This window comes from Polynucleobacter necessarius (assembly GCF_900096755.1).
GTDB classification, from domain to species: Bacteria; Pseudomonadota; Gammaproteobacteria; order Burkholderiales; family Burkholderiaceae; genus Polynucleobacter; species Polynucleobacter necessarius_K.
Genome location: NZ_LT615227.1, coordinates 1,215,631 through 1,238,794, shown reverse-complemented (window position 1 = coordinate 1,238,794; position 23,164 = coordinate 1,215,631). Strand labels below are relative to the sequence as shown.

32 protein-coding genes and 1 pseudogene are annotated in these 23,164 nt (G+C 45.6%); 13 read left to right on the top strand and 20 right to left on the bottom strand.

Features of this window, described 5'->3' with window-relative positions:
* Positions 1–11: 11 nt before the first annotated feature.
* The 11 genes from DXE27_RS06535 to DXE27_RS06490 all read right to left on the bottom strand — a co-directional run bounded on the left by DXE27_RS06535 (position 12) and on the right by DXE27_RS06490 (position 8,067).
* Positions 12–1,061: a hypothetical protein gene (locus DXE27_RS06535; protein WP_128113361.1), complete on the bottom strand. Its 1,050-nt coding sequence runs from the start codon at positions 1,059–1,061 to the stop codon at positions 12–14.
* 40 nt (positions 1,062–1,101) lie between these two features.
* Complete coding sequence (gene lpoB, locus DXE27_RS06530; RefSeq protein ID WP_128113360.1) at positions 1,102–1,692, bottom strand: penicillin-binding protein activator LpoB; 591 nt, start codon at positions 1,690–1,692, stop codon at positions 1,102–1,104.
* Between the two features lie 17 nt (positions 1,693–1,709).
* Positions 1,710–2,069, bottom strand: coding sequence for a YcfL family protein (locus DXE27_RS06525; protein WP_128113359.1), 360 nt, complete (start codon positions 2,067–2,069; stop codon positions 1,710–1,712).
* Positions 2,070–2,154: 85 nt separating this feature from the next.
* The gene (locus tag DXE27_RS06520) at positions 2,155–3,765 is read right to left on the bottom strand and encodes a COG3014 family protein (protein WP_231969706.1); all 1,611 of its coding nucleotides are present in this window, start codon (positions 3,763–3,765) and stop codon (positions 2,155–2,157) included.
* 272 nt (positions 3,766–4,037) lie between these two features.
* A complete protein-coding gene (locus tag DXE27_RS06515; RefSeq protein WP_231969705.1) occupies positions 4,038–4,955 on the bottom strand; it encodes a Bug family tripartite tricarboxylate transporter substrate binding protein in 918 nt (305 codons plus the stop codon).
* A gap of 11 nt (positions 4,956–4,966) precedes the next feature.
* The gene (locus DXE27_RS06510; RefSeq protein WP_128113358.1) at positions 4,967–5,509 is read right to left on the bottom strand and encodes a disulfide bond formation protein B; all 543 of its coding nucleotides are present in this window, start codon (positions 5,507–5,509) and stop codon (positions 4,967–4,969) included.
* 6 nt (positions 5,510–5,515) lie between these two features.
* Entirely contained in the window at positions 5,516–5,674 is a 159-nt protein-coding gene (locus DXE27_RS08955; RefSeq protein ID WP_172457120.1) for a DUF5993 family protein, read from the bottom strand.
* 304 nt (positions 5,675–5,978) lie between these two features.
* Complete coding sequence (locus DXE27_RS09260) at positions 5,979–6,257, bottom strand: alpha/beta fold hydrolase (protein ID WP_197712353.1); 279 nt, start codon at positions 6,255–6,257, stop codon at positions 5,979–5,981.
* A complete protein-coding gene (locus tag DXE27_RS09255; protein ID WP_231969704.1) occupies positions 6,229–6,786 on the bottom strand; it encodes an alpha/beta fold hydrolase in 558 nt (185 codons plus the stop codon). The genes DXE27_RS09260 and DXE27_RS09255 overlap by 29 nt, the downstream gene beginning before the upstream one ends.
* Before the next feature lie 267 nt (positions 6,787–7,053).
* Positions 7,054–7,746 carry a fumarylacetoacetate hydrolase family protein gene (locus DXE27_RS06495; RefSeq protein ID WP_128113357.1) on the bottom strand — a complete coding sequence of 231 codons (693 nt, stop codon included), beginning with the start codon at positions 7,744–7,746 and terminating at the stop codon, positions 7,054–7,056.
* Positions 7,747–7,782: 36 nt separating this feature from the next.
* Positions 7,783–8,067 carry a SemiSWEET transporter gene (locus DXE27_RS06490; RefSeq protein WP_128113356.1) on the bottom strand — a complete coding sequence of 95 codons (285 nt, stop codon included), beginning with the start codon at positions 8,065–8,067 and terminating at the stop codon, positions 7,783–7,785.
* A 106-nt stretch (positions 8,068–8,173) separates the two neighbouring features.
* Here DXE27_RS06490 and DXE27_RS06485 point away from each other — a divergent pair, with 106 nt between their 5' ends.
* Positions 8,174–9,193, top strand: a complete 1,020-nt coding sequence (locus tag DXE27_RS06485) for a Bug family tripartite tricarboxylate transporter substrate binding protein (protein WP_231969703.1) — start codon at positions 8,174–8,176, stop codon at positions 9,191–9,193.
* Between the two features lie 16 nt (positions 9,194–9,209).
* Here the strand turns inward: DXE27_RS06485 and DXE27_RS06480 are convergent, their stop codons facing one another.
* The 3 genes from DXE27_RS06480 to DXE27_RS06470 all read right to left on the bottom strand — a co-directional run bounded on the left by DXE27_RS06480 (position 9,210) and on the right by DXE27_RS06470 (position 11,832).
* Positions 9,210–9,605 carry a c-type cytochrome gene (locus tag DXE27_RS06480; protein WP_128113355.1) on the bottom strand — a complete coding sequence of 132 codons (396 nt, stop codon included), beginning with the start codon at positions 9,603–9,605 and terminating at the stop codon, positions 9,210–9,212.
* 75 nt (positions 9,606–9,680) lie between these two features.
* Positions 9,681–11,594 carry a ferrous iron transporter B gene (gene feoB, locus DXE27_RS06475; RefSeq protein WP_128113354.1) on the bottom strand — a complete coding sequence of 638 codons (1,914 nt, stop codon included), beginning with the start codon at positions 11,592–11,594 and terminating at the stop codon, positions 9,681–9,683.
* Positions 11,587–11,832 carry a FeoA family protein gene (locus tag DXE27_RS06470; RefSeq protein WP_128113353.1) on the bottom strand — a complete coding sequence of 82 codons (246 nt, stop codon included), beginning with the start codon at positions 11,830–11,832 and terminating at the stop codon, positions 11,587–11,589. Before DXE27_RS06470 ends, feoB begins: the two co-directional genes overlap by 8 nt.
* A gap of 179 nt (positions 11,833–12,011) precedes the next feature.
* On the opposite strand from DXE27_RS06470, the gene DXE27_RS06465 reads away from it, so the two are divergent.
* Positions 12,012–12,638, top strand: a complete 627-nt coding sequence (locus DXE27_RS06465; RefSeq protein WP_128113352.1) for an FMN-binding negative transcriptional regulator — start codon at positions 12,012–12,014, stop codon at positions 12,636–12,638.
* Here the strand turns inward: DXE27_RS06465 and modA are convergent, their stop codons facing one another.
* The gene (gene modA, locus DXE27_RS06460; protein ID WP_231969702.1) at positions 12,639–13,316 is read right to left on the bottom strand and encodes a molybdate ABC transporter substrate-binding protein; all 678 of its coding nucleotides are present in this window, start codon (positions 13,314–13,316) and stop codon (positions 12,639–12,641) included. It lies immediately after the preceding gene.
* 48 nt (positions 13,317–13,364) lie between these two features.
* Complete coding sequence (locus tag DXE27_RS06455) at positions 13,365–14,387, bottom strand: substrate-binding domain-containing protein (protein ID WP_128113350.1); 1,023 nt, start codon at positions 14,385–14,387, stop codon at positions 13,365–13,367.
* Positions 14,388–14,632: 245 nt separating this feature from the next.
* On the opposite strand from DXE27_RS06455, the gene DXE27_RS10450 reads away from it, so the two are divergent.
* From DXE27_RS10450 to DXE27_RS06440, 5 genes are read left to right on the top strand one after another with little or no spacing between them, the layout of a single operon-like run.
* On the top strand, positions 14,633–15,028 hold the full coding sequence (locus DXE27_RS10450; protein WP_231969701.1) for an ABC transporter substrate-binding protein: 396 nt from the start codon (positions 14,633–14,635) through the stop codon (positions 15,026–15,028).
* A complete protein-coding gene (locus tag DXE27_RS10445; RefSeq protein ID WP_231969700.1) occupies positions 15,013–15,306 on the top strand; it encodes a substrate-binding domain-containing protein in 294 nt (97 codons plus the stop codon). The genes DXE27_RS10450 and DXE27_RS10445 overlap by 16 nt, the downstream gene beginning before the upstream one ends.
* Positions 15,303–15,494: a hypothetical protein gene (locus DXE27_RS09250; RefSeq protein ID WP_197712351.1), complete on the top strand. Its 192-nt coding sequence runs from the start codon at positions 15,303–15,305 to the stop codon at positions 15,492–15,494. Before DXE27_RS10445 ends, DXE27_RS09250 begins: the two co-directional genes overlap by 4 nt.
* Positions 15,439–16,176: an ABC transporter substrate-binding protein gene (locus DXE27_RS06445; protein WP_415064448.1), complete on the top strand. Its 738-nt coding sequence runs from the start codon at positions 15,439–15,441 to the stop codon at positions 16,174–16,176. Before DXE27_RS09250 ends, DXE27_RS06445 begins: the two co-directional genes overlap by 56 nt.
* Positions 16,177–16,236: 60 nt before the next feature.
* Entirely contained in the window at positions 16,237–16,410 is a 174-nt protein-coding gene (locus DXE27_RS06440) for a TOBE domain-containing protein (RefSeq protein ID WP_231969699.1), read from the top strand.
* A gap of 93 nt (positions 16,411–16,503) precedes the next feature.
* Here DXE27_RS06440 and DXE27_RS06435 read toward each other — a convergent pair whose 3' ends face one another.
* On the bottom strand, positions 16,504–17,088 hold the full coding sequence (locus DXE27_RS06435) for a hypothetical protein (protein WP_128113349.1): 585 nt from the start codon (positions 17,086–17,088) through the stop codon (positions 16,504–16,506).
* Between the two features lie 237 nt (positions 17,089–17,325).
* On the opposite strand from DXE27_RS06435, the gene DXE27_RS06430 reads away from it, so the two are divergent.
* The 5 genes and pseudogenes from DXE27_RS06430 to selD all read left to right on the top strand — a co-directional run bounded on the left by DXE27_RS06430 (position 17,326) and on the right by selD (position 21,229).
* Entirely contained in the window at positions 17,326–17,592 is a 267-nt protein-coding gene (locus DXE27_RS06430) for a GNAT family N-acetyltransferase (protein ID WP_231969698.1), read from the top strand.
* Positions 17,593–17,685: 93 nt separating this feature from the next.
* Positions 17,686–18,117 carry a YbgC/FadM family acyl-CoA thioesterase gene (locus DXE27_RS06425; protein ID WP_128113348.1) on the top strand — a complete coding sequence of 144 codons (432 nt, stop codon included), beginning with the start codon at positions 17,686–17,688 and terminating at the stop codon, positions 18,115–18,117.
* A gap of 20 nt (positions 18,118–18,137) precedes the next feature.
* Positions 18,138–18,717 (top strand): annotated as a pseudogene (locus DXE27_RS06420) (cysteine dioxygenase family protein).
* Positions 18,718–18,851: 134 nt separating this feature from the next.
* Positions 18,852–20,135: a DEAD/DEAH box helicase gene (locus DXE27_RS06415; RefSeq protein WP_128113727.1), complete on the top strand. Its 1,284-nt coding sequence runs from the start codon at positions 18,852–18,854 to the stop codon at positions 20,133–20,135.
* A gap of 26 nt (positions 20,136–20,161) precedes the next feature.
* On the top strand, positions 20,162–21,229 hold the full coding sequence (gene selD, locus DXE27_RS06410; RefSeq protein ID WP_128113347.1) for a selenide, water dikinase SelD: 1,068 nt from the start codon (positions 20,162–20,164) through the stop codon (positions 21,227–21,229).
* 10 nt (positions 21,230–21,239) lie between these two features.
* Here the strand turns inward: selD and mmsB are convergent, their stop codons facing one another.
* On the bottom strand, positions 21,240–22,121 hold the full coding sequence (gene mmsB / locus DXE27_RS06405; RefSeq protein WP_128113346.1) for a 3-hydroxyisobutyrate dehydrogenase: 882 nt from the start codon (positions 22,119–22,121) through the stop codon (positions 21,240–21,242).
* Positions 22,122–22,134: 13 nt separating this feature from the next.
* Positions 22,135–22,338 carry a cupin domain-containing protein gene (locus DXE27_RS06400; RefSeq protein ID WP_231969697.1) on the bottom strand — a complete coding sequence of 68 codons (204 nt, stop codon included), beginning with the start codon at positions 22,336–22,338 and terminating at the stop codon, positions 22,135–22,137.
* Between the two features lie 122 nt (positions 22,339–22,460).
* Here DXE27_RS06400 and DXE27_RS06395 point away from each other — a divergent pair, with 122 nt between their 5' ends.
* Positions 22,461–22,751, top strand: coding sequence for a DUF1330 domain-containing protein (locus DXE27_RS06395; protein WP_128113344.1), 291 nt, complete (start codon positions 22,461–22,463; stop codon positions 22,749–22,751).
* An 85-nt stretch (positions 22,752–22,836) separates the two neighbouring features.
* Here the strand turns inward: DXE27_RS06395 and DXE27_RS06390 are convergent, their stop codons facing one another.
* Entirely contained in the window at positions 22,837–23,007 is a 171-nt protein-coding gene (locus DXE27_RS06390) for a hypothetical protein (protein ID WP_172457119.1), read from the bottom strand.
* Positions 23,008–23,164: the final 157 nt, after the last annotated feature.

The window sequence follows — 23,164 nt, the reverse complement described above, 5'->3', positions numbered from 1 at the left end:
TTTTATTAAAGTTATTTATAAACCTTTAGAGTGGCGGCATCATCATTTAAGCGGCGTTTTAGGTTCCACTTTTCACCATCGGAGCCTGGATTATTGGTAATGAAGTTTTGACTCGCCAAGTTCTTCCTTACATCTTCAGCCAAATCCAAAGAAGCCAGCTTCATTAACTTAGCCATGCTTGGCTTAAAGCCATTGTCTTTGCCGTCAATTCTGACTTCCTTACCATCACCAGAGGCAATGAATGAGGCCACAATCTGATCGGTTTGCGTATCAACCACATTGAAGTCAACCGTCACCTCAAGCGTTACTTGCTGTGATGTAGATTTAGAACCGGGAATGGCATCAACGTTATCGGTCACAGAGACCTCAGCCAAAACGCCATAAAGTACATAATTGGCATCGGTAAAATCGCCCGCTTTGATGCGCTTCACAATATCAAAATACTCATCACCCTGATTTGGTATGGCCACTGAAGGCTTAGCCTGCATCACCTTGTACCCAGACTTGATTAATAAACCACGAATGGGATTGGCGAGATAACGCAACTCGCCATACTCAATATTACTTTGATAGCCTGATTTTTTCTGAGTCTGACTATTGGTGCTAGCGATATTACTGGTTGCAGATGCATCTGGCGCTGGTAACGCAGGAGTGGCGCCTGGCTCTGTCGACTTAGGGTCCGCTAAGTTTGTGAACTTCACGGGGAATGCGGAAGAATTGGCGCCGCCAGTTAATGCGGAAGCATTCGCTTTATCTACATCTACCTCCACGGTCTTTGGCGTAATCACTGATGAAGTGCTATTGCCTGTAGTGGTTTTGGTCTCTTCAATATAAGTTAGGTTCTTGCCTTCTTTTTTGAAGTAAATGTCCGTTACTGCTATAGACTTTGATTCTGATTTAAGCGCTTCAGCATTAATCACCGGGTTTTTTGGGGGATCCGCTGGCGTCTGGCCAACGATTTCTGACTCCGGCTTTACTAGTGGTGCCTTAGAGGCGCAACCTGCGAGCAAAGCAAAGCTAGCCCCGGCGCACAACAAGACAGCAATTTTATTTAAACGCATTGAGAACGTCCTCTTTCTCTTTTATTGTATGGACTGCTAATTAGCGAGTAGCCGTCTTACGAATCTCTTTTTCGTCTGCCCATTCAAGCAAACCAGATTCGTTATTAATGAGATTTAAGTTAAAGACATAATAGACATCCTTAACGTCCTTATTGGTCTTTACGATAGATGCAATAGAGCCTTCAATGCGATATTGAGCGCCCTGCATATTGCCAGTTTTAGCAATCGTGCTGTTCTTGTACAACCCTGATTGGTTCTGACGTTTGAGCTCGTCAGTCTGATTCTGCATCTCAGACACGCTCACCGCAAAACGCACCTGTCCACTCTTCATGAGCTGAGTACGGATTTTATCGGTGATCACTCGTATATCGATATATTCAGAAGTCTTGTTCTTCACATCTGCCAAGGTCACAATCGGCGCATCTTTACTGCCAGAGATTGCTTTTGATTGCAGCAATGATCTTGTCATTGCCTCAGCGATCATTTGCAGATCGGTTGATCCATAGTTTGCATTTACTGTCTCTACCGTTTTTGTATCGCCATAACGCACCTGTGGGCCAGAGCAAGCGACAAGTAACGCGACGGATAATAAGAGAGCGGATAAATGAATGGTTTTATTAATTGCGTTCATGGTGATTAGCCTTAGGATTACTTATATTGATTTAATTCGAAACGAAAGTCAGTGGCATCGGGCGTTGGAGCAATGCCCATAATAACGGTCGACTGTCCCTTACCCACAGTCACCGGCTTCCAAGCCTCTTCATCCGTCACGGACACGCCATTTTTGCCGAGCCACTTAAAACGATAAGAAACTAAATTGGATCTACTGTCGTTTTGGATGGTTACTTGAGCGGTCAGAACGCCGTTACGCTCGATGCTGCGCATATCGGTAACTTGAATGCTATTATCGGTATCGCCCATGCGAACAGTCATATCCTTCATGGAAGGAGTGGAGCCGCACGCTGCCAGCATTAACGCTGCCAATACGGTGAGGAGATATTTTTTCATACTCGGTCTTTCTAGTTAAAAAGCTTTTGAAAGCTATTTAGTAAATTGGGTGGCTCCATAGGGCTTCACTTCCTCAATATTACTGCTAGCAGGGGTTGATGCAGGGCTCGATATCGGTATTACAATATTGGCAGGGGTTGGCGTTGCCACCATTAGCAGCCCCTTCGTCTAACTTGGGCTCCTGAAGTCCGCCCCAAAGTTTTTTCAAACCTTCAAATGCGCCTTCCTGCGGCTTTGGCTGAATGACTGCAGGCAACGGAGACACCCCTACAGCAGTAGGGACTGCTTGAGTAGCTGGAGCCTGAAGAGTCGGAGTCATTACCTTTGCAGGCAATGCTGCCGGGTCATTTGATGTGAGAACAGTTGCTCTATTTCTAAACATACGTATGTAAATAACGTTATAGCCACCAACTAGGTTGACTGTTTGGCTCAGTGTTGCCCCTGAAGGCAAGGTGTATTTGAGTACGGTTGGGCCAATTGGCATGCCCATTCTGGCCATATACGTTTGCGCAGGTAAGGTTGACCAATGACGCGTGTCTGTCACATTGATTGCCTGTAAACCATAACCAGTGATTAGCCCAGCAATTGCTCCAACAATCGCAGCGGTGCCATTGTTTTGATTGTTTTGGTTATTTCTTCGGGCTGCTTGTTGGGCAGCCTGGTCTGCGGCGTATTGAGCAGCCAGAGAAACTAAAGCCCTGGATGAGGCTCTTAAAACATATCCCGGCATCTCATCATGCAAATTCTTTCTAGCCATAGCATCAATATTGGCAACCAACTCAGGGTTGGCAGCTCGATCACCCAACTGTACGAGAGTTGGCTTGTAGCGCTCGGTGGACTTTTCAATGACAGGGAAGGTTAAGGTAGCTAATTTTGAATTGCCGCCAATATTGAATGTTTGGCTAATTTGATAAGGCGTAATTTTTGGCATGTAGCCCGTATCAATAACGATTAAGGCATCAGCAAAACTTTTTTTCTGATTCGCAATATTAGAATCGAGCTTAGCAATACTAGTTTTGAAAAAGCTGACTTGGGGGCGCAATTCAATTGCCAAACGATAGCCCGGTGCTGCAAGACTAGCCTCCCCTTGGGACTCATGTATGAAACCCGATAGATAATAGGCAGCTGGGTTTTGATATGAATTCTTGAGGCTACGCGTTTCTTCGTCATCCAATAAGTTAATGGGGTAGCCATTAATCTCCTGAATACGACTCGTGGCACCACGCGTTGTTTGATTATTTTGTTGCTCTTGCTCTGTTTTCAAAACTGCAGCAACTTTGCTTTGAATAAGTTCTTCAATCAACTTTTCACGTTGCGCCATTTTTTTGGCCTCAACCATAGCGTCATCCCACCGCCCCTGAGATAAGTGATTGAGCGCAAGTGTTTGACTTAACAGCGTCACTTCGTACGGCTTAGGATCGTATTCACTACTGACACCTTCAGAGAGCACATAAGAACTTGCTCCAGAAAAAGAACGCCTCACTTTATCGCTAGTAGTGATTTCCCAGCGACTCACTAATTGATCTGCGGCTAACAAATTTTGGGTGCTATTGGGAATCTGAGTAGGTCCCTGCAGCCTTTGGACCTCGCCTAACTCAAGGTAGTAAAGCGTATTTTTATCTTTAAATGCCGTTTGGATGGCGGCGGCAGTATTTTGTAGATCGCCGTTTTTGAACTGCTCCTTGGCGTCGTTCATCTTCACTTGCTGCATTTGCGTCGCGCAACCAACCAAGAGCGTTAGCGCCAGGACAGGCGCAAACCTTAGTGAGCGTAATGCTGAAAATTTAAGCAACCGAGCCAGCTGAAGGCATTCAAAAGTAAAGATACTACCCATGCTGTATATAACGCCTTAAATAGGACTAAGCTGACAAGAAAACAGCTTATTTACTGATCTAGTTTCTCGCACCAGACTGAGTAACCACTCTACCCCACTTACTAGACTCGCTGGCAATCAATTTCGATAGATCCTTAGGGCTTGCCAGGGGCGGGCTCTAGACCGCCTGCCAAGAGCCGGCTTTTGACATCAGGATTGCTTAATGTTTGACGCACTAGTTGATTTAAGCGATTTTGGATATTCACAGGCAAGCGTGCAGGGGCCATTAAAGAAAACCAGGAAACAGCTTCAAAACCAGGCAAGCCTTGTTCGGCCAAGGTCGGAATTTCTGGAGCTGCTGGCGAGCGCTTTAAAGTAGTCACCCCTAAAGCATGCACCTCCCCCGCTTTGATTAATGGCAAAGAAGATGACAGGTTGTCAAAAAGCATGGAGATACGACCGCTTACCAAGTCCGGCAAAGACTGAGCGCGGCCTTTGTAAGGAATATGACGTATTTGTATTCCTGCCATTTCTTTAAATAACTCGCCCGACATGTGCAATGAGGTGCCGACACCAGAAGAGCCAAAGGTCAATTGGTTGGGCTTAGCTTTAGCTAGCTCGATCAGCTCATGCCAATTAATCACACCTAATTGTTTATTCACAATTAATACATTGGGAGTGCTAGCCAAAAAACTAATCGGGATGAAATCTTTCGCTGGATCAAAAGACATCTTGTCGTAGAGCGAGTTATTAATCGCATGAATACCGACAGTGCCAATGAGTAATGTGTAGCCATCGGGCTCGCTTTTAGCAACCAGATCAGCGCCAATATTGCCGCCATAACCAGGGCGATTCTCAACCAGCACAGGCACACCCAAACTTTGCTGCCAACTCTCCGCTAAAACGCGTGCCAGAATATCTGGGGCGCCTCCAGGCGTAAAAGTCACCACTATGCGAATAGCCTGCTTTGGCCAACTGGCTTTTGCTTTTGAGCCTTGCGCATGAGCACCCAGGGAATACAGCGAGAGCGCGAAAAGGATGAGAAAAGTGTTTAGAGCTCGGGGGTATCGCATAGTCTATTAATCTAAAGCCAGCCCTCATATTTCACTGGATCATCAGCGCAAGGGCCAATGCCACACTCGAGCAAAGTAGAAACCAGGTTACCTAACACCAACAAGATAAACACAATAACCAGCGCGTTTGCAAACCAAGAGCGTGAACGTACGTTCCGATTTGGGAGCATTAAAAGAATGGCCGCCTGTCCAGCCAGAAGACCCATATAACCCACAAACGCCCAGGTGTAAAAATGCAACTCTAGAAAAGTAGCGCCAAATCCTTTATCGCCTGGCAGGATATGAAGAAAAACTTGGCGCAGGGAAACCATCATTCCCACTAAGCCGCCAAGAATACCCCAGCCATAGTGAGCGTAATGTTCGCCACAACGAATATTGAGCACCAAAGCAAAACCGATGATGACAAAACCAACCCGCTGCATTAGACACAAAGGACAAGGCAGCTCACCAAAATAAATCTGGTCTACGAATGCGTATGAAAGTATCCCAATAACCGCTAATAATGCTAACTGGTTACCAAGTGCGGCGAGTGATGGAAAGGCGTACTTGCTCACAATAAATTACAGACTGATGTTGAGATGACTGGTTGCATGAAAGCGGAACCAAGCTGCCAAGATGGCAACAGTAATTGCTAAAACTGCTACACCTGCAATACGTTTTTCAAACCAGACCAAAATGAGTCCGATAAAGGCTGTCAGAAAAGGCAGGAACATGTACATGGTTGAATTCTAGCGCAGGAGCCTACTCGTAAGAATAAATTACCTAAGTCAGGGCTATGGGCATGGCCTTTTGTTTAGAATGCCTCTATGACTACAAGCGCCAACCCACCCTGCCTCAACCTGGAAATCATCGGCCACATTGCACGGATTACATTTAACAATCCAACTGCCCGTAATGCCATGACCTGGCAGCAATCTTCCCGACTGCACAGACTTGATGCGTGAGACCTATAACAGCAATGACTTCAAAGAGGGTGTGAACGCCTTCTTAGAAGGTCGCTCACCCAAATGGAATGGCAAGTAATTAGTTTTTAGCGTTTAAAAACTGCACCACTGTTTTAACAAATACATCAGGCACCTCTACGTGAGGCGCATGACCCACGTTTTCAATTGGCACTAACTGAGCATTAGGAATCGCCGCCTGGGCCTTTTTCCCTAATTCCGGGAAGTTGCCTAGAGACTTAACGGCTTCCGGCGGCGCGAAGCGACGACCAAATACCGTCCGATCCTTCTGCCCTATCACCAACAATACCGGCATCTTCAATTGCGGCAAATCATTGACTACTGGTTTTTCCGCGATCATCTGATAGGTCAACACTGAGTGAGGTTTTGGCATAAGCTGGGTGGTAGTCAGGCCCCTTTTGCACTCGCACGTAAACCTCGACAAACTTTTCATAACTTGGCTGCCAGTTTGGGAAGTAACTTTGTAAGAAACGGCGATAACTCGTTTCTGTTTGAGCCATCTCTAATTTCAGTAAATCATCATTTTTCTGCGGAGGAATATCTTTGGAGTAATCCTCAAGACCAAGCGGGTTTTCAAGCACCAGCTTTTGGACCGTTTGCGGATGATAAAGACGGGCAAAGCGTACCCCAACCATCCCACCCATGGAATTAGCAATGGCAGATACCTTTTGAATTTTGAGTGATGCTAATAAAGCTTTGGTATTAGCCGCCAAATCATCAAAGTGATAAGCAACATCATCCGGCTTAGATGACTTACCAAAACCAATTTGATCTGGCGCAATGACGCGATAACCAGCTTGAGTTAAACCAGCAATTGCGGGAGCCCAATAATCACTGGAAAAGTTTTTTCCATGAAATAGCAGCACCACACTTTTTGCTTGCCCACCGCTGCCACATCCATATAAACCATTGCTGCAGACTGACCCTGCAAAGAAGTTTTAAATTCTTTTAATGGGTATGGATAAGGCCAAGCACTTAGACGCAGATCCAACGGTGCCGCATTGGCATAAAAACTGACGGGCGTCGTTGAAGATGCTTGCTCAGTACTTACGCAGGATGTTAGGGAGGCCACACATATTACCGCTGCGCACACTGTAGAAATTCTTCTGAGCAAGATCATCATTTCAGCAATCCGATTAAATAATTTTTGTCTTCAAGCTTGGAAGGCCTGCTACGCTTCCCTCTAGTACGTCACCCTTCTTAACCGGACCAACCCCAGCAGGCGTTCCAGAGAAAATTAAATCCCCTGGCTCTAAAGTGAACAAGGTGGAAAGATAAGCAATGGTGTCAGGCACATTCCAAATCAATTGATTCAGATCGCCTTCTTGGCGCACTTCGCCATTCACTAGGAGCTTTACGCTACCTTTGGCAGGATGGCCGCATTTGCTAGCCGGAGTAATTTCTCCGCACGGAGCAGATTGGTCAAATGCTTTGCCTGTATCCCAAGGGCGCCCCATCTTCTTGGCCTCGCCCTGAAGATCGCGTCTTGTCATATCCAAACCAACGCCGTATCCATAGACATGATCTAAGGCTTTATCTGCAGAAATATTTGCGCCGCCCTTACCAATTGCGACGACCATTTCAATTTCATGATGGACATCATTCGACAGACTAGGAAAATGCATATCTTTACCGTCGGTCACGATAGAGTTTGCTGGTTTCATAAAAAAGAAAGGTGGCTCACGATCTGGATCATGGCCCATCTCGCGTGCATGATCGGCATAATTGCGGCCAACGCAGTAAATGCGATTGACTGCAAAGCGACGTGAGTCGCCAGTCACGGGCAATGAAATAACTGCTGGCGGATCAATCACGAAAGCTGAACTCATAAGATACCTTTCTAAGAATTTTGATAATGGCGTGTTTTATTTCTGATGTTTAGAAGTATGACGCAATTTCAACAATAAGATGCTAAGGGCCAAAGCAAAAGTTAGTGCATTCGCCAGGATGAGAGGCCACTTCTCAATAATCAGGCCATAGACCAGCCATAAACCCACCCCAGTCGTAAATAAGGAATACATCCCCAGGGGGGAAATTCCAGAGAGGTCTTTGGCGCGCCAAGACTGGATTGCCTGAGGCAAAAAGGCCACAGTCGTTAAGAATGCAGCGCAATATCCAACGATTTCAATATGGTGAGGCTCTAGGGTCATTAACTCATTGTAGTTAAGGAAACAATGAATTCATTGACCCAGCGCAGGAATCTGAATTCTGTAGATAATAGAAATTCGCATCCAAACCAAATACTAAAAATACAACATGAGACTAAATCTAACTAAGGGCTTCGGCCTACTCCTATGCGCCAGCTTGGTAAGCAGCCCCCTGCTTGCACAAACCAGCAGCGCTGCAATTAAAAGCTATCCAGATAAACCAATTAAATTAGTTATTCCTTACCCGCCAGGTGGAGCGACTGATGTGATTGGCCGCATCATGGCTCAAGAGCTTTCGAAAACACTGAACCAACAGGTAATTCCTGATAACCGCGCAGGCGATATCGGCAATATCGGCGCAGACATGGTTGCCAAGTCAACGCCCGATGGTTACACCTTATTAATGGGTGCCCTAAGCTTACATGCCATTAACGCCAATCTTGATAAAGACAAGATCAAGTACAACCTTGAAAAAGACTTCGCTCCTGTCGATGTGGTGGGTGTAGTGTCGCTTGTATTTGTTGTGAACCCGTCTGTCCCCGTGAAGAATATGAAAGAGTTCATTGCTTATGCAAAAGCCAATCCAGGAAAGCTGACTTTTGCATCTTCTGGTGCTGGAGCACCTCAACGTCTTGCGATGGAAATGTTTAGGTTCCAGCTCGGATTAGATTTATTGCATGTACCTTACAAGGGCAGCGGCCCTGCTATGACTGACTTAGTTGGTGGCCAGATGCTGGCTATGTCCGAGACCGTCCCTGCGGCCTTGCAATTTATTCAAGCAGGCCAATTGAGACCCTTAGCGGTTACTACAGCCAAACGCATCAGCCAATTGCCAGATGTACCCACAGTTACTGAGGCTACTGGCTTGCCGAACTTTGATGTAGTAAGCATGTTTGGCATTTTGGCGCCAGCAGGAACGCCTAAACCCATTATTGATAAGTTGAGCACTGATATCAAGTTAATCTTGCAACGCCCGGATCTTCAAGAGCGCATGCTTGCTGCCGGTGTTTATGTGAACTACCTATCTCCAGCAAGCGAATCTCCCGCGAACTCAGTATGTGGAGCAAAGTTGTTAAGGACGCCAATATTAAGGCGGACTAATAGATCAATCGATGCTAAGTGCGCTTAGCATCGATTGCATTGAATTACTGCCTGCTAGATCCTGCTTTACGCACTTCAATTTCTTTATTGATTGCTGCAATCGTTTTTGCATCCGGTGATTTCCAGTTACCGCCAGAGTTATTCACCATATAAACCAGTGCATCAGAAAATCCTTCGATGCTCAAATTGGGATTGCCGCCTTTTGGAGGCATCGCACGCACGCCAAAATAAGCATGGGCAGTCAATGTGACCTGGCCTTCGGCAATCAATGGTGCCCATTTAGCTTTATCACCGAACTTAGGGGCATTTAGTACGCCCGCGCCATGGCAATTGGCGCAGACTTGCTTATAAGTGCCCTCACCTGACTGAGCCATCGCCAAATTTGAGGCTGAAACACCAATCAAACAGGACAGTACAAAGAAAAGGGGGTTGCAAGTCATTTGAATACTCTCTTTATTAATGAATACCTAAGAGAGTATCTGAATTTAAGAAAGCTTGCTTTGATCCAGAGCCAATTAAGCCAGGCCTAGTGCGCTAGCAATCTGATAGGTAATAAAGGCAGCGATATATGCCAGGCCAAATAAGTAACTGAGCATAATGATCGGAATTTTCCAGCCCCCAGTTTCGCGCTTCACTGCAGCAATGGTTGATAGGCACTGAGGCGCAAATACAAACCAAGCCAATAAAGAAAGTGCTGTTGCCAATGGCCAGCCACTAGAAATCAGAGGAATAAGTGCATCAGCAGCATCTACACTAGAACTAGATAGTGCATAGACAGTTGCCAATGAGCTCACCACCACTTCGCGAGCAGCCATACCAGGCACCAAGGCAATACTAATTTGCCAATTAAATCCAATCGGCGAGAAGATATGTGCCAAGGCCTGCCCCATCATCCCCGCAAAACTGTACTGAATCGGCGATCCGGTAGCACCCTCAGGAGGAAATGGAAAGCTAGACAGCGCCCATAAGGCAATTGTCATGATCAGGATGATTCCGCCGACGCGACGCAAGAAGATTTCAGCGCGCTGCCACAGGCTAATAGCTAAATTACCTAAGCGCGGCAAATGGTAACTAGGTAGCTCCATCATGAGCGCATTCATCCCAAACTGCTCGCTGGTGAAGCGCTTCAGAATCCACGCCACCGCCATAGCCCCCAAGATGCCCGCTAGGTATAACAAGAACAGAACTAGGCCTTGCAAATCAATACCAGCCCAAAGCTTTTGCTCAGGAATAAATGCAGAGATTAACAGGGCGTACACAGGCAAACGCGCAGAGCAAGTCATCATTGGCGCAATCAAGATGGTCACCATGCGATCTCTAGCATTGGAGATGCTTCTGGTTGCCATGATGCCGGGGATCGCACAAGCAAAACTAGACAGCAACGGAATGAATGATCTGCCAGACAGACCAACGGAGCCCATCACTCTATCGAGCAAATAGGCAGCCCTTGGGAGATAGCCTGATTCCTCAAGCAACAAAATGAAAAAGAACAGAATCAAAATTTGCGGCAGGAAAATTACCACCCCACCTAGCCCGGCCAAAATGCCATTGATAAATAAACTGCGTACCCAATTATTTGGCAGGAATTCAGCAATTTGCGCACCCAGATATTCAACCGCAGTCTTAATCAGATCCATGGGTACAGTCGCCCAACTAAATACTGCCTGGAATATGCAAAAGAGTAGAGCCACCAAAATGATGGGGCCAAAGACCGGATGCAACAACACCGCATCTAAGCGATCACTCAATTGATCAGGAATAATCCGATCCAGTTTGAGGTTTTGCAAAATTCTTTGTACTTGAACGTTATCAGATTCAGTATGCGCAATATGCGAAGCTGCATTCTCCAAAGTGGCATCACTGGTACCAGTCTGTAATCCCTGTAAGTTACGCCAATCTAGCCCTGATAGAAACTTCTTAATCCCATCTGCCCCATTAGCTTGAATTCCAATGCTAGTGAGCACCGGTAAGCCCAGCTCATTCGATAAAGCAGCAGTATCAATCTGCAAGCCTTGGCGCTGGGCAATATCGAGCATATTCAACACCACTACACAAGGCAACCCTAGGCGCTTGGCTGCCAATACCAGACGTAAGTTGCGACGTAAGTTAATAGCGCTTAATACACAAATCACCAAATCAGGACGCTTCTCGCCCTCTGCTCTGCCCAGCAATACATTGCAAGTCACACGCTCATCGAGTGATCTTGGATAAAGACTATAGGCACCAGGTAAATCAAGAATGCGAATATTTTTTCCAGACTCCAGAGCGAGGCGCCCTTCTTTTCTATCGACAGTGACACCAGAATAGTTGGCCACCTTCTGACGACTACCGGTAAGTAAATTAAATAAGGCCGTTTTTCCGCAATTGGGATTACCCAATAAAGCAACGATAGGCTCGTTTGAGAAAAAATGGACTTTAGATTCAGACATGCGACAAAGCTTCAACAGAAATCATGCATGCCTCAAATTTGCGCAAAGCAAAAGTTGAAGCGCCAACACGAACCATGTATGGACCTTTACCCAATAATCCCTTACGCAGGACAGTTACCTGCTCGCCTGGCAAAAAGCCAATATCCTCCAGCTGCCCCTTAATTTGAGGGGCGCCTTTTGGCGCATTTACTTCGCTAACGCGATAAAGGCTGCCGAGATCAACCTGGTCTAATTTCATGAATTGGATATGGGCTTGGTATTTGTTGAATTATATCCCCAAATGAGAATGAATATTATTCGTGTGAAATCGGGCTCTACCCTCTCATGATGGGCTATTTGAGACCCTCAAGGCTTGATCCAAAACAAAAATGGCGGGATTAATGCATACTAATCACACACTATTTTGACCACACCATCATGTACCTACCTAAACATTTTTTAGTTGAAGATCCAGCGATTTTGGGTCAATTAATTTCAGAGCACCCACTCGCTACGATCATTGGCAATCTAGATGGTCAGCTAGAGATTAATCATCTGCCATTAATGTTGAGTGAAGACAAATCTAAACTCTACGGACATATCGCCAGAAGCAATCCATTAACCAAAGTTGCCGGCAGCGCAAATACTGCTGTTACAGCAATCTTTAATGGTCCCAATGCTTACGTCACACCCACCTGGTATCCCTCCAAACAAGAATCTGGAAAAGTGGTTCCAACATGGAACTACGCTGTAGTGCACGCACAAGGATCAATCAAACTCATTGATGACCCAGCATGGCTCAGAAGTCATGTCGCACAAATGACTAACATTCATGAGCCTACCTATCAATCCACCCGGAAGCTAGATGATGCCCCAGAGGAATACGTTCAGATGATGCTCAAAGCGATTATTGGAATAGAGCTAACGGTCAATAGCTTGGTTGTGAAATTTAAACTCAGTCAAAATCGTCCGGCACAAGACTATGAGGCAGTTGTAAAGCAGCTAGAGAAATCACCGCGGGAAGCCTTACAGGAAATGCTTCAATACATGAAGCCAGCTCAATAACTAGGGCGCGGTGTAGCCGTATTTTTGCAAGATCGCTTTTGCTTTTGCACCCTGCATAAATTGATATAAATCTTGCGCCTCTTGAGGGGCAACCTCAGGAGACCTGGCCAATGAGAGGGCAGTAAATCCTAGATCGGCAGCGCCAGTAACAACATAGGTTGTTGCAGCCCCAACGTTATCTCCGTATACCAACTTATCTTTAGCCAAATCCCAAAGGCCCTCTGCCTTGAGATACTCCACAGCCGCTTTGCCGTAAGGAGCAAGATCTGGTTTTGCAATGGCAATCTTATTGGCCCTTGCAATTGCTTTAGCAATCTCAACTTTGTTATCTACCAAAGTGATTCCAGAGGATGTTTTTGCTATTAGCGCCAGTTTGCCTATTGCATAAACTACGCCTTCATTGACAGCCTTGCCCTTTTTATATAACTCCAGAGGGAAATGCTCATCGGCAGCAATCAATACATTAAATGGAGCACCATTCAGAATTTGTGCAGTGAAGTTTCCGGATGAGCCATAGACCACCCTCATCTCAGATTTACCGGTTAGCTTGAAGGCGGTTGCAATTTCACCAAATGCATCTTTCATATTGGCAGCGACAGCAACAGTTGCACCCTGGGCAAATGCTAGATTTGCACTACAGAGTATTGTGATCAGGAAAAGGTGAAGGCGAGATAGCATGCCAACCATTCTATTGGATTGAATGCAACAAAACTACGGACTTTTGAATTACAACCAGTTCTCAATTTGACGATTTAAGCCAACCGCCTTATAGCCAGGCGTCTCACCAGAATAACTTCGGATTTTACGAATCAGCCTGGAGGCCTCAGCTTGCGCCACCATATCTTTATGCATAGCAAGGAAGAAGATCTCATCCTTCAGGGGGATAAGCCCAAGACCGTTTTCCATCGCGATATTCTTGACGCCCACACCAACATCAGCCTTACCTGCCAAGATGGCATTTGCAACAGCTGAGTGCGTAAATTCTTCTTGTAGGTAGCCGTTAATCTCCGAAGCCTCGATTCCCTCTTCCAATAAGAGAGTGTCAAACAAGAGTCTGGTACCCGAACCTATCTGACGATTGATAAAGCGGATCTTTGGATTAAGTAAATCGTCTAGAGATTTAATGTGCAAAGGATTTCCTTTTTTCACAATCAAACCCTGAGTTCGCTTCATTACTGGATAGATCTGAATATCGCTCTTAGAAAGACGGCGATGAATCGCTTTAGAGCTTTGCTCATTTGAAACATGGTATCCAGCAATATGTGCTTCTTTATTTAAAAGCTTTTCAAGCGATTCACCTGAACCGGCAATCTTTAAATCAAAGCCCTTCAGCTCGCCCGCAACTTTTTGAATAATAGAATCACTGCTAGAGAGGAACTTCCACTTTAAGCTTTCGGATTTTTGAATCTTCTTAATTTCCTTTATCAAGCTATCTTGATAGGTGCTGCCGTATTGCGAGAATCCAGCTTGCATATCATCAATGTACTGAATTAAGAATTTTCCAAATTCCGTTAGTACCGAACCGTGGCCTTTGGTGCGCACAATCAAGCTCATTCCAAGTGCAGCTTCGGCCTCATTCAGCTTTCCCCAGGCGCCCCTATAAGATGTGCCAGATTTTTTACTGGCAATAACCAAGGAGCTCCCGCTCCCAATCTCTTTAAGAAGCTCAACCAGCCAAGCAAGATCAATGGATCCCTTACCTTCCTTGGGGTTATTAACGATAAGCGTTGGTCTGACCTCAATTTGCATATGTAATTTTTTGCATATTCATGTAGTAATAATGTATGCGATGATAACCACTTAATCAACCCTTTTATTGTTTGCCATGAAAAAACTATATTTAGCAACTTAGTAATGAGTGCCATCCTGGCTCTCTCAATTCCTGGCTCTCTCAATCTCTGGTCATCAAGCTTATGCACAAAGCAAAAGCATCGTAGTTTCCTCGACCACATCAACAATCTGGACTATTTAACTTTATCCTCCCCATCTTTAAGATGAAAACAGGTATTGAGGTAAAAGTTGTCGCAGTTGGCACGGGCCAAGCATTAGATATTGGTCGCCGTGGCGATGCAGATGTTGTATTTGTTCATGACAAGCCTGCGGAAGAAAAGTTTGTGGAAGAAGGCTACTCCACTAAACGCTACGAAGTGATATACAACGACTTCGTTCTCATTGGGCCAAAATCAGATCCTGCAAAAATTGGTGGCAGCAAGGATATTCAAGCGGCACTTCAAAAGATTGCAGCGGCTCAAGCGCCCTTCGTATCCCGCGGCGATAAGAGCGGTACTCACGCCGCAGAACTTCGCTACTGGAAAGGTGCCGGTGTAGCGGTATCCCCACAAGCCAGGCTTGGTATAAAGAAACTGGCTCAGGTATGGGCCCCGCCCTGAACACAGCATCTGCGATGAATGGCTACATACTTGCAGACCGTGGTACGTGGATTAGCTTTAAAAACCGTGGCGACTTAACTATTCTGGTTCAAGGAGACCCAAAACTCTTTAATCAATACGGCGTCATGCTAGTGAACCCAGCAAAGTTCCCGCATGTGAAAAAAGCAGAAGGCCAAGCCTTTATTGATTGGCCTATCTCCAAAAATGGACAGGACGTTATTGCTAGCTACAAGATTGATGGCGAACAACTCTTCTTCCCGAATGCTAAAAAACAATGAGAACATCCCTCAAGTATTGGCTAATGATGATTGCTGGTTTAACTACCAGCATCACCATGCAAACCACAATGGCACAAAATAATTCCCTTAAGCCTGAAGCGACCTACGGACAAGGCAACAAGAGTTTCAAACTTGCCACCGGCAGCCCAGGGGAACTTGGACTACTTCAAGCACTTGGGGGGCTTTGACAAGCAGGAAGGTGCCCGCCTTATTTGGATCAAAGCTGGTAGCGGTGCATCCCTCAATCTACTCAAGAATCAACAAGTAGATATGATCATGGTGCATGCCCCTGATGCGGTAAATAAAGCCATCTCCGAAGGCTGGGCCACTAACAGAACGCTGATTGGATCTAATGAGTTTTACATTGTTGGCCCCAAGTCAGATCCTGCAAAGATCAAGTCCTCAGCTAGCGGTGCAGACGCCTACTCCAAAATCGCAAAGGCTCAAACCAATTTCATTTCTCGCGGAGATAAATCTAGCACTCATCAAAAAGAGATGGGTATCTGGAAGCAGGCAGGCATCACTCCTGAAGGTGGCTGGTATATCGTTACTAATGACTTTATGACTGCGTCCCTCAAAAAAGCAAATGCTGAGAATGCGTACTTTATGAGCGATAGCAGCACCTGGGTTGCCGAAGAGGACGTTGCCCCTAAGTTAGTTATTTTGTACCGCGGCGATAAATTCTTGGTGAACACCTATGATGCGCTTGCCGCCCCTGCCGGCAGCACTCCAGATCGCGAAATTGCCGTGAAATTCATCCAATTTGTAGCATCAGATGAAGGCCAGTCGATTATTCGTAATTACGGCAAGTCCAAATATAAGGAGCCTCTTTATAATGATGCTGCATATGCAAAGCAGTACGTTCCTTAGGAGAAATCATGGAACTCAAGGTCAAACTCAGCGCGCGCAACACCCTTAACGGCAAAGTTGTTGAACTCAAAATGGGGTCAAACCACTTCACACGTAAAACTTGATATTGGTGGGGGTCATATTGTTACTGCTTCTATTACCAATGAGGCTGTTGACGAGCTCAACCTCAAGGTTGGTGATCAAGCCTGGGCTGTGGTCAAGGCCTCTGACGTCATGATTGCCAAGGGTGCTTAAGTACTCCCATTAAGTAGATATAAAAAAGCCCGCATTAGCGGGCCTTTTTATATCTGACGTAACAGCCAGCATGTTTAATGCTTAATTCAATACTTACTTCTTAGGTGTTACGAAGCCGATAGCTGTATCGTCAACAAACTCAACCATCACGTCATCACCAGCTTTGAATTTCTCGAGGCCGAGAACTGCAGGATCAACTTTTACCTTTTGCTTCTCGCCATTAGGCATTGTGAAAGTCGTCACGATACGTGTTTTTTGATCGATTGTTGAAATCTTGACAGTTGCATAAATAGTGTCAGTTGTTTCTTCAAATGGCTTAGCTGAACCTTTGCCAGCAACAACAACAGAGCGCACACTTGATACACCAGGTTTTTGATCTTTACCAACTGCAGTCAAGCCAACTGCAATCGCTTGTGCATGCTCAACCAAGAACAAGTCACCTTTTTTAACTTTATCTAAATCATTAACAGATTTAGCAACATTCATTTGCACCAAATTACCGTTTACATCTTTCAATACAACGATACGTTTTTTAACATCCACTGAATCAACCGTTGCGCTAAGCACAACTACTTCAGCTGCCAAAGGCAACATTTTTGCAGGTGCTTGAGCAAAAACAGAGGCCGCAAAGGTAATACCTACGGCTGCAAACAAACCAGCTAATAAAGATTTCTTCAAAATAACCCCTATTTGAGTAAAAGGTTTAGATGGGCTCTAGAAGGGGCCACAATTCATTGTAACCATGGAATAAGACTCTTTTAGTGCGCCACAGAACTATTACAACCCTTCTTTGGTAAATTGAATGGTGATTGGCAATTAAGAGCCCATAGATCTTGAAAATACTGACTAAATCCTGGCAAGAAGCAGAAATAGACGCCTTTTTGGTACGTCGAGGTGTTCATCCAAGAGCAAGGGGTGCCATTCGAGCTAGAAATCGATGAGTTTGATTTATCCGCTGCCCACGCCCTTGCCTACCAAGACGCTCAATGCATAGGCACGGGTAGATTAGTAGGGCTCAGTGGTGGTCAGGCCCAAATTGGAAGAATGGCCGTCTTGGCTCAATTTAGAAACCAAGGTGTTGGAACCCAGATTCTGAAAAGACTAATCGACTTGGCAAAGTTGCAAGGGGTTCAGAAATTAATCTTGCACTCCCAAGTGGCTGCTATGCCATTTTATAAATGACTGGGCTTTGTAGTTGAGGGCCCTACGTATGATGAGGCCGGCATCCCTCATCGTAATATGATCCTATTATTGCCAAAATAGATTTAATAACCCATGACTAATCTCCCTGCTCCAGACTCAGCCGTCACTTACATTCATCGGGTTTGTTACTCCGATACCGATGCAGCGGGCTTTGTATATCACGGCCGTTATCTCGAAATTTTTGAACGCAGTCGCGCAGAGTGGCTTGCCCAAAAGGGGTTGAGTCCAACTAAGCTTATCGATGAATTGAATATCGTCATGCCGGTTCGTGAGCTGACAATGAATTTCTACAAGCCAGGTCGCCTGGATGACATTCTTTATATCGACCAAGTCATCGAACACCGCAGTCGCACGCAAGTAACAGTGAAGCAAACTGCACAACGAAAGCTTCCTGATAGCGACGAACTGCAAGTCATCGCAAGCGCTACATTACATATTGTCTGTGTAGACACCGGCACCCTGAAACCCAAAGCATGGCCTGAATGGCTATTCTCTACTGAGTGATATCAGCAAAGGAGCGCAAGATGTCTGATGGAAAATTACTGAGCTTTGTTAAAGATCTGAGCGTACTGCTTGAAGAAAATCCAAGCGAAGAAATTATTTTTACCAAAGGCAAAAGTCTTTTAGAAAAACTGATTGCCACTGATGATTGGCTGCCAGAAGAATTCACAAAGCCTCACCCACAGCATTACCAACAATATCTGCTCTATGCAGACCCATTAGATCGCTTCTCTGTTGTGAGTTTCGTGTGGGGCCCTGGACAGAAAACACCCATCCACAATCACACTGTCTGGGGCATGGTTGGCCAACTGCGTGGCGAGGAAAAGGGCACGCCATACTACCCCTCAAGCAGGAGGCGGCTTTAAGGCGGGCGAAGCTTGTGTCAGCCCTCCTGGCCATGTGGATACCGTATCACCGAACACGCATGATATTCATGTGGTTGAGAACAGCCTGAGTGATAAGACTTCGATCAGCATTCATGTATATGGCGGCAATATCGGCAGAATTCATCGTTCAGTCTTTGATCCCATTACAGGCGCAGAAAAATCATTTGTCTCTGGCTATGCCAACAATCTTGTGCCTAATCTATGGAATCCAGCCTAATTCTCTAGTTATTAAGGAGGATGACTTAAAATAGGGCCTCTTACTGCAAACGCTCTAGCGTGGCAGCTCACCCCATTGACCGGGATAGTCGATTTTTAAATACGTTGAATACGGTCAATACTTTATTGGCCCCTATGTTATTTACAGATCTCGGTTTATCAGAACCTATTCTTCGCGCTATTGCTGAAGAAGGCTACACCAGCCCCACCCCCATTCAAGCTAAATCAATTCCTGCCGTTTTAAAAGGTGGCGATCTATTGGCTGCAGCGCAAACTGGGACAGGAAAAACCGCTGGCTTTACGCTGCCAATCTTGCAACGACTTACCTCAACCAAGGCAGCTTCAGGCAAGCGTCTATTGCGCGTATTAATTTTGACGCCCACTCGTGAATTAGCAGCCCAAGTTCAAGAGTCAGTTCTAACTTATGGCAAATACACTGGTTTAAAGTCCACAGTCATTTTTGGTGGTGTGGGCGCCAATCCACAAATTAAAGCTATTGCCGGCGGTCTCGATATTTTGGTTGCCACGCCTGGACGACTATTGGACTTGATGTCACAAAATTGTGTATCTCTCAAAGATATTGAAATCCTGGTTCTTGATGAAGCAGATCGCATGCTCGATATGGGCTTCTTACGTGATATTAAGAAAATCTTAGCTGTCCTTCCTAAGCAACGTCAGAACCTTTTATTCTCGGCAACCTTCTCTACTGAGATCAAAGCATTGGCCGATGGATTATTAAACGCACCAGAATTAATTGAAGTAGCCCGCAGCAATAGCGCCAATGAGGCAATCGCCCAACTCATTCACCCTGTAGATAGAACAAAGAAGCACCCTTTATTAGCCCATCTGATTAAGAGCAATGACTGGAAGCAAGTGCTGGTCTTTACTCGCACTAAGCATGGTGCCAATAAGTTGGTAACCCAACTGGAGAAGGATGGCATTACCAACATGGCTATCCATGGTAACAAGAGTCAATCCGCTCGCACCAAAGCATTGGCCGACTTCAAAGCTGGCAAATTAACGGCATTAGTTGCCACAGATATTGCTGCGCGCGGTATTGATATCGACCAACTGCCGCACGTAGTGAACTATGACCTACCAAACGTTTCCGAGGATTATGTACATCGCATTGGTCGCACCGGTCGCGCAGGATCTAATGGTGTGGCGGTTTCTTTGGTGTGCGTAGACGAACACCAAATGCTCAGGGATATTGAAAAACTTATCAAGCAAAAGCTCCCGCAAGAAGTGATAGCCGGTTTTGAGCCGGATCCGAATGCCGTTGCCCAACCAATTCAACTACGCAGCCAACAACACCAGCAATCTAGAAAGCCTAGACCTTCAGACTCTGGTGGCGCCCCTGCTAAAAAAGCACCCGCAAAGCGCAGCAGCAGCCCACCGAAACGAAGCTTTAATCGCTAATTCATCTAGGATTTAGAATATTTGGTATGAGTCAAACTACTGAGACACAAACAATTGAACCACGCCTGACCTCCCTATCTCATGGCGGGGGTTGTGGCTGCAAGATTGCTCCTGGCGTTCTCTCTGAAATTCTCAAGAACGTTCCACAATTACCTTTTCCAAAAGAATTGCTCATTGGCATCGAGACTTCGGATGATGCCGCTGTTTATCAAATCAATGAATCTCAAGCGATCGTAGCAACGACAGATTTTTTCATGCCGATTGTTGACGACCCATTTGACTTCGGAAAAATTGCAGCAACGAATGCAATTAGTGATATCTACGCAATGGGTGGCACACCGTTATTTGCTCTTGCATTAGTTGGTATGCCAATTAAAGTTTTATCCAACAATACGATTGCCCGCATTCTAGAAGGTGGTTCTGAAGCCTGTCGTAGCGCCGGCATTCCTATTGCAGGCGGACACACGATTGATTCAGTCGAACCTATTTATGGATTGGTGGCAATTGGCATCGTCGATCCGAAGCGTGTGAAGAGCAACGCCAGCGCTAAACCGGGCGATGTATTAATTCTAGGTAAGCCGCTAGGTGTAGGCATCTTATCTGCCGCCCTAAAGAAAGATCTTCTGGGCCAGGATGGCTATCGAGAAATGATTGCCAACACAACTAAGCTCAACTCTGCAGGACCAGACCTAGCAAAACTGGCTGGCGTGCACGCTTTAACCGATGTCACTGGTTTTGGTTTGGCTGGCCACACCTTAGAGCTCGCAAGAGGGTCAAACTGCACAGCACATATTGACTGGAGCCAAGTACCACTGCTCTCTAACGTACAAACACTAGCTGATGATGGCGTAATTACCGGCGCCTCAGATAGGAACTGGCTGAGTTATGGCAATGAGGTTGGCATCCCAGCAGACTTCACGCCAGCGCAGCGCGCCCTATTGACTGATCCGCAAACTAGCGGTGGACTATTGGTTTCTTGCAGCCCTGATAGCGTCAAAGAAGTGTTGGATATTTTTAATCAACATCAATTCTTGGGCGCTCGCGTCATCGGTCAAATGAGCAAGCGTCAAGAGAAGCCTCTAGTTGTTTCTTAACTTGATTTGCTTATTTCTTTAGATTAAACACACTTGAGAAATCAAGCTGACCATTGCCGGCTTTGCTGTGACTCTCGTAAAGCTGTTGCGCCAACTGGCCCAACGGGACATTAGCATCTAAATTTTTTGCATTCTCAACTGCTAAGCCCAGATCTTTTAGCATCAGATCTACCCCAAAGCCACCGGCATATCCTTTTGAAGATGGAACGTTTTCCATAACGCCTGGACAAGGGTTGTATAATTCCAAAGCCCAGTTACGTCCTGAACTTTTTGACATGATATCCGAGAGGACTTTTGGGTCCATACCATTGGCAATTCCCAATCGAAGAGCCTCGCTCGTTCCCAGCATCTGAATACCTAAGAGCATGTTGTTACAAACCTTAACAGTTTGTCCTGCGCCATTAGCGCCCGCATGAAAAATATTCTTACCCATTTTTTCTAGTAATGGACGTGCACACTCTACTGCACTCGTATCGCCACCCACCATAAACGTTAATGTGCCAGCCTGTGCACCCGCAGTTCCGCCAGAAACAGGCGCATCAATCATGACAAAGCCTTTTACTTTTGCCTCTGCCGCAACGGCCTGCGCAGCTTTAGGTGAAATGGTTGAACAGTCAATGAGCAGTGTCCTAGGATTTGCACTGGCCAGTAAGCCTGCTGCACCAAGGTATAGCCCTTCAACATGACGTGAAGCAGGCAACATCATACTAATCAACACATCCGCATCCTTGGCGGTCGCATTTGCATTAGCAGCAACAGCGCCACCCGCAGCCGCAAAGGCATCCAATTGACTTTGCACTAAATCAAAGCCGGTAACCTCATGCCCCGCTTTTAATAAGTTAAGGGCCATTGGTAAGCCCATATTTCCCAAACCAATAAATCCGATTTTCATAACGATCCTAGTTTTATTGTTTTCTTGAAGCCAAGTACTTCACGCCTTGCGGTCCATAGGATTCTGCATGAGGCTGTCCGCAGTCCAACTGAAAAATGTCGCCAGGCTTATATACACTGCAAATGCCATCAATAACAATACTACCTTCCGTAACAAGCGCCTTCACTTCGAACGGGTGCTCATGCTGATCAAGGCGGCCATTAGGAATTTGCTGCACCTCTACCGGTTCAGGAAATCCGCTTTGTATTAGCTGCTCTGTAAAAACCGCTCTCTATTCATCTTATAACTATAGCGTGGATATACTCTCTTAGCACCAAGCAATTATTATGGGAAATCAATATGGTCAAAGTCATTGGATTAATGGAGTTAAGCGATCAGAGTGCTTTTGAGCAGTACCGCTCACAGGTTAGTCAAACCGTTGAGCTTTATAAGGGCTCCATACGGCATTGCGGATCAATGGCCGAACTCTTTTGGAATCAGCTGGGTTGCGCACCTTTCACTACATTTGTGGAACTAGAGTTTCCAAGCGCAGAAGATGCTCACACCTGGGCCAATAGCCCCGAATACCAATCCTTGATCCCTATACGCAGCCAAGCAATGAAGCTCACTCTATTTAGTTTAGCGTTATAATTTAAAGTAATTATTAATGTAGGGATTGCAAATAAAAAAGCCTAGCTCGCAAAAGCTAGGCTTTTTAATCGGTCTGAAGTCAGGATTACTTCTTAGCTTCCATTGCTTCTTTAGCAGCAGTAATTTCTTTGCGACGCTCTTTGCAAGCACCAGCGATTTCTTGCAAGGCTTTGCGTGCACGCGCAGCAGATGCCTTAATACCTTTTTCAATAAATTTTTCGTTTTCAGCTCTGTAAGTTTCAAAAGCAGCCGACAATGTGTATCGTGTTGTGACATCTCGTCTCCTATTAACAAATAAATTTTTTCTGACAGCCAAGCCAGTATATATCTATAGAAACCATAGAAAATCGCCTGTCAAATCAGGGATAACTCTTATATTTACAGCTTCGGCCAAAATAGGTTAATTACCCAAA

Coding starts and splice junctions, on each gene's coding strand:
- DXE27_RS06535 (WP_128113361.1), bottom strand. CDS start 1,061: ATGCGTTTAAATAAAATTGCTGTCTTGTTGTGCGCCGGGGCTAGCTTT.
- DXE27_RS06455 (WP_128113350.1), bottom strand. CDS start 14,387: ATGCAAATTGAGGTCAGACCAACGCTTATCGTTAATAACCCCAAGGAA.
- DXE27_RS06395 (WP_128113344.1), top strand. CDS start 22,461: ATGGTCAAAGTCATTGGATTAATGGAGTTAAGCGATCAGAGTGCTTTT.
- DXE27_RS09250 (WP_197712351.1), top strand. CDS start 15,303: ATGAGAACATCCCTCAAGTATTGGCTAATGATGATTGCTGGTTTAACT.
- DXE27_RS06525 (WP_128113359.1), bottom strand. CDS start 2,069: ATGAAAAAATATCTCCTCACCGTATTGGCAGCGTTAATGCTGGCAGCG.
- mmsB (WP_128113346.1), bottom strand. CDS start 22,121: ATGAAAATCGGATTTATTGGTTTGGGAAATATGGGCTTACCAATGGCC.
- selD (WP_128113347.1), top strand. CDS start 20,162: ATGAGTCAAACTACTGAGACACAAACAATTGAACCACGCCTGACCTCC.
- feoB (WP_128113354.1), bottom strand. CDS start 11,594: ATGTCTGAATCTAAAGTCCATTTTTTCTCAAACGAGCCTATCGTTGCT.
- lpoB (WP_128113360.1), bottom strand. CDS start 1,692: ATGAACGCAATTAATAAAACCATTCATTTATCCGCTCTCTTATTATCC.
- modA (WP_231969702.1), bottom strand. CDS start 13,316: ATGCTATCTCGCCTTCACCTTTTCCTGATCACAATACTCTGTAGTGCA.
- DXE27_RS06520 (WP_231969706.1), bottom strand. CDS start 3,765: ATGAACGACGCCAAGGAGCAGTTCAAAAACGGCGATCTACAAAATACT.
- DXE27_RS06515 (WP_231969705.1), bottom strand. CDS start 4,955: ATGCGATACCCCCGAGCTCTAAACACTTTTCTCATCCTTTTCGCGCTC.
- DXE27_RS10450 (WP_231969701.1), top strand. CDS start 14,633: ATGAAAACAGGTATTGAGGTAAAAGTTGTCGCAGTTGGCACGGGCCAA.
- DXE27_RS06415 (WP_128113727.1), top strand. CDS start 18,852: ATGTTATTTACAGATCTCGGTTTATCAGAACCTATTCTTCGCGCTATT.
- DXE27_RS06465 (WP_128113352.1), top strand. CDS start 12,012: ATGTACCTACCTAAACATTTTTTAGTTGAAGATCCAGCGATTTTGGGT.
- DXE27_RS09260 (WP_197712353.1), bottom strand. CDS start 6,257: ATGATCGCGGAAAAACCAGTAGTCAATGATTTGCCGCAATTGAAGATG.
- DXE27_RS06470 (WP_128113353.1), bottom strand. CDS start 11,832: ATGAAATTAGACCAGGTTGATCTCGGCAGCCTTTATCGCGTTAGCGAA.
- DXE27_RS10445 (WP_231969700.1), top strand. CDS start 15,013: ATGGGCCCCGCCCTGAACACAGCATCTGCGATGAATGGCTACATACTT.
- DXE27_RS06485 (WP_231969703.1), top strand. CDS start 8,174: ATGAGACTAAATCTAACTAAGGGCTTCGGCCTACTCCTATGCGCCAGC.
- DXE27_RS06480 (WP_128113355.1), bottom strand. CDS start 9,605: ATGACTTGCAACCCCCTTTTCTTTGTACTGTCCTGTTTGATTGGTGTT.
- DXE27_RS06425 (WP_128113348.1), top strand. CDS start 17,686: ATGACTAATCTCCCTGCTCCAGACTCAGCCGTCACTTACATTCATCGG.
- DXE27_RS06490 (WP_128113356.1), bottom strand. CDS start 8,067: ATGACCCTAGAGCCTCACCATATTGAAATCGTTGGATATTGCGCTGCA.
- DXE27_RS08955 (WP_172457120.1), bottom strand. CDS start 5,674: ATGTACATGTTCCTGCCTTTTCTGACAGCCTTTATCGGACTCATTTTG.
- DXE27_RS06495 (WP_128113357.1), bottom strand. CDS start 7,746: ATGAGTTCAGCTTTCGTGATTGATCCGCCAGCAGTTATTTCATTGCCC.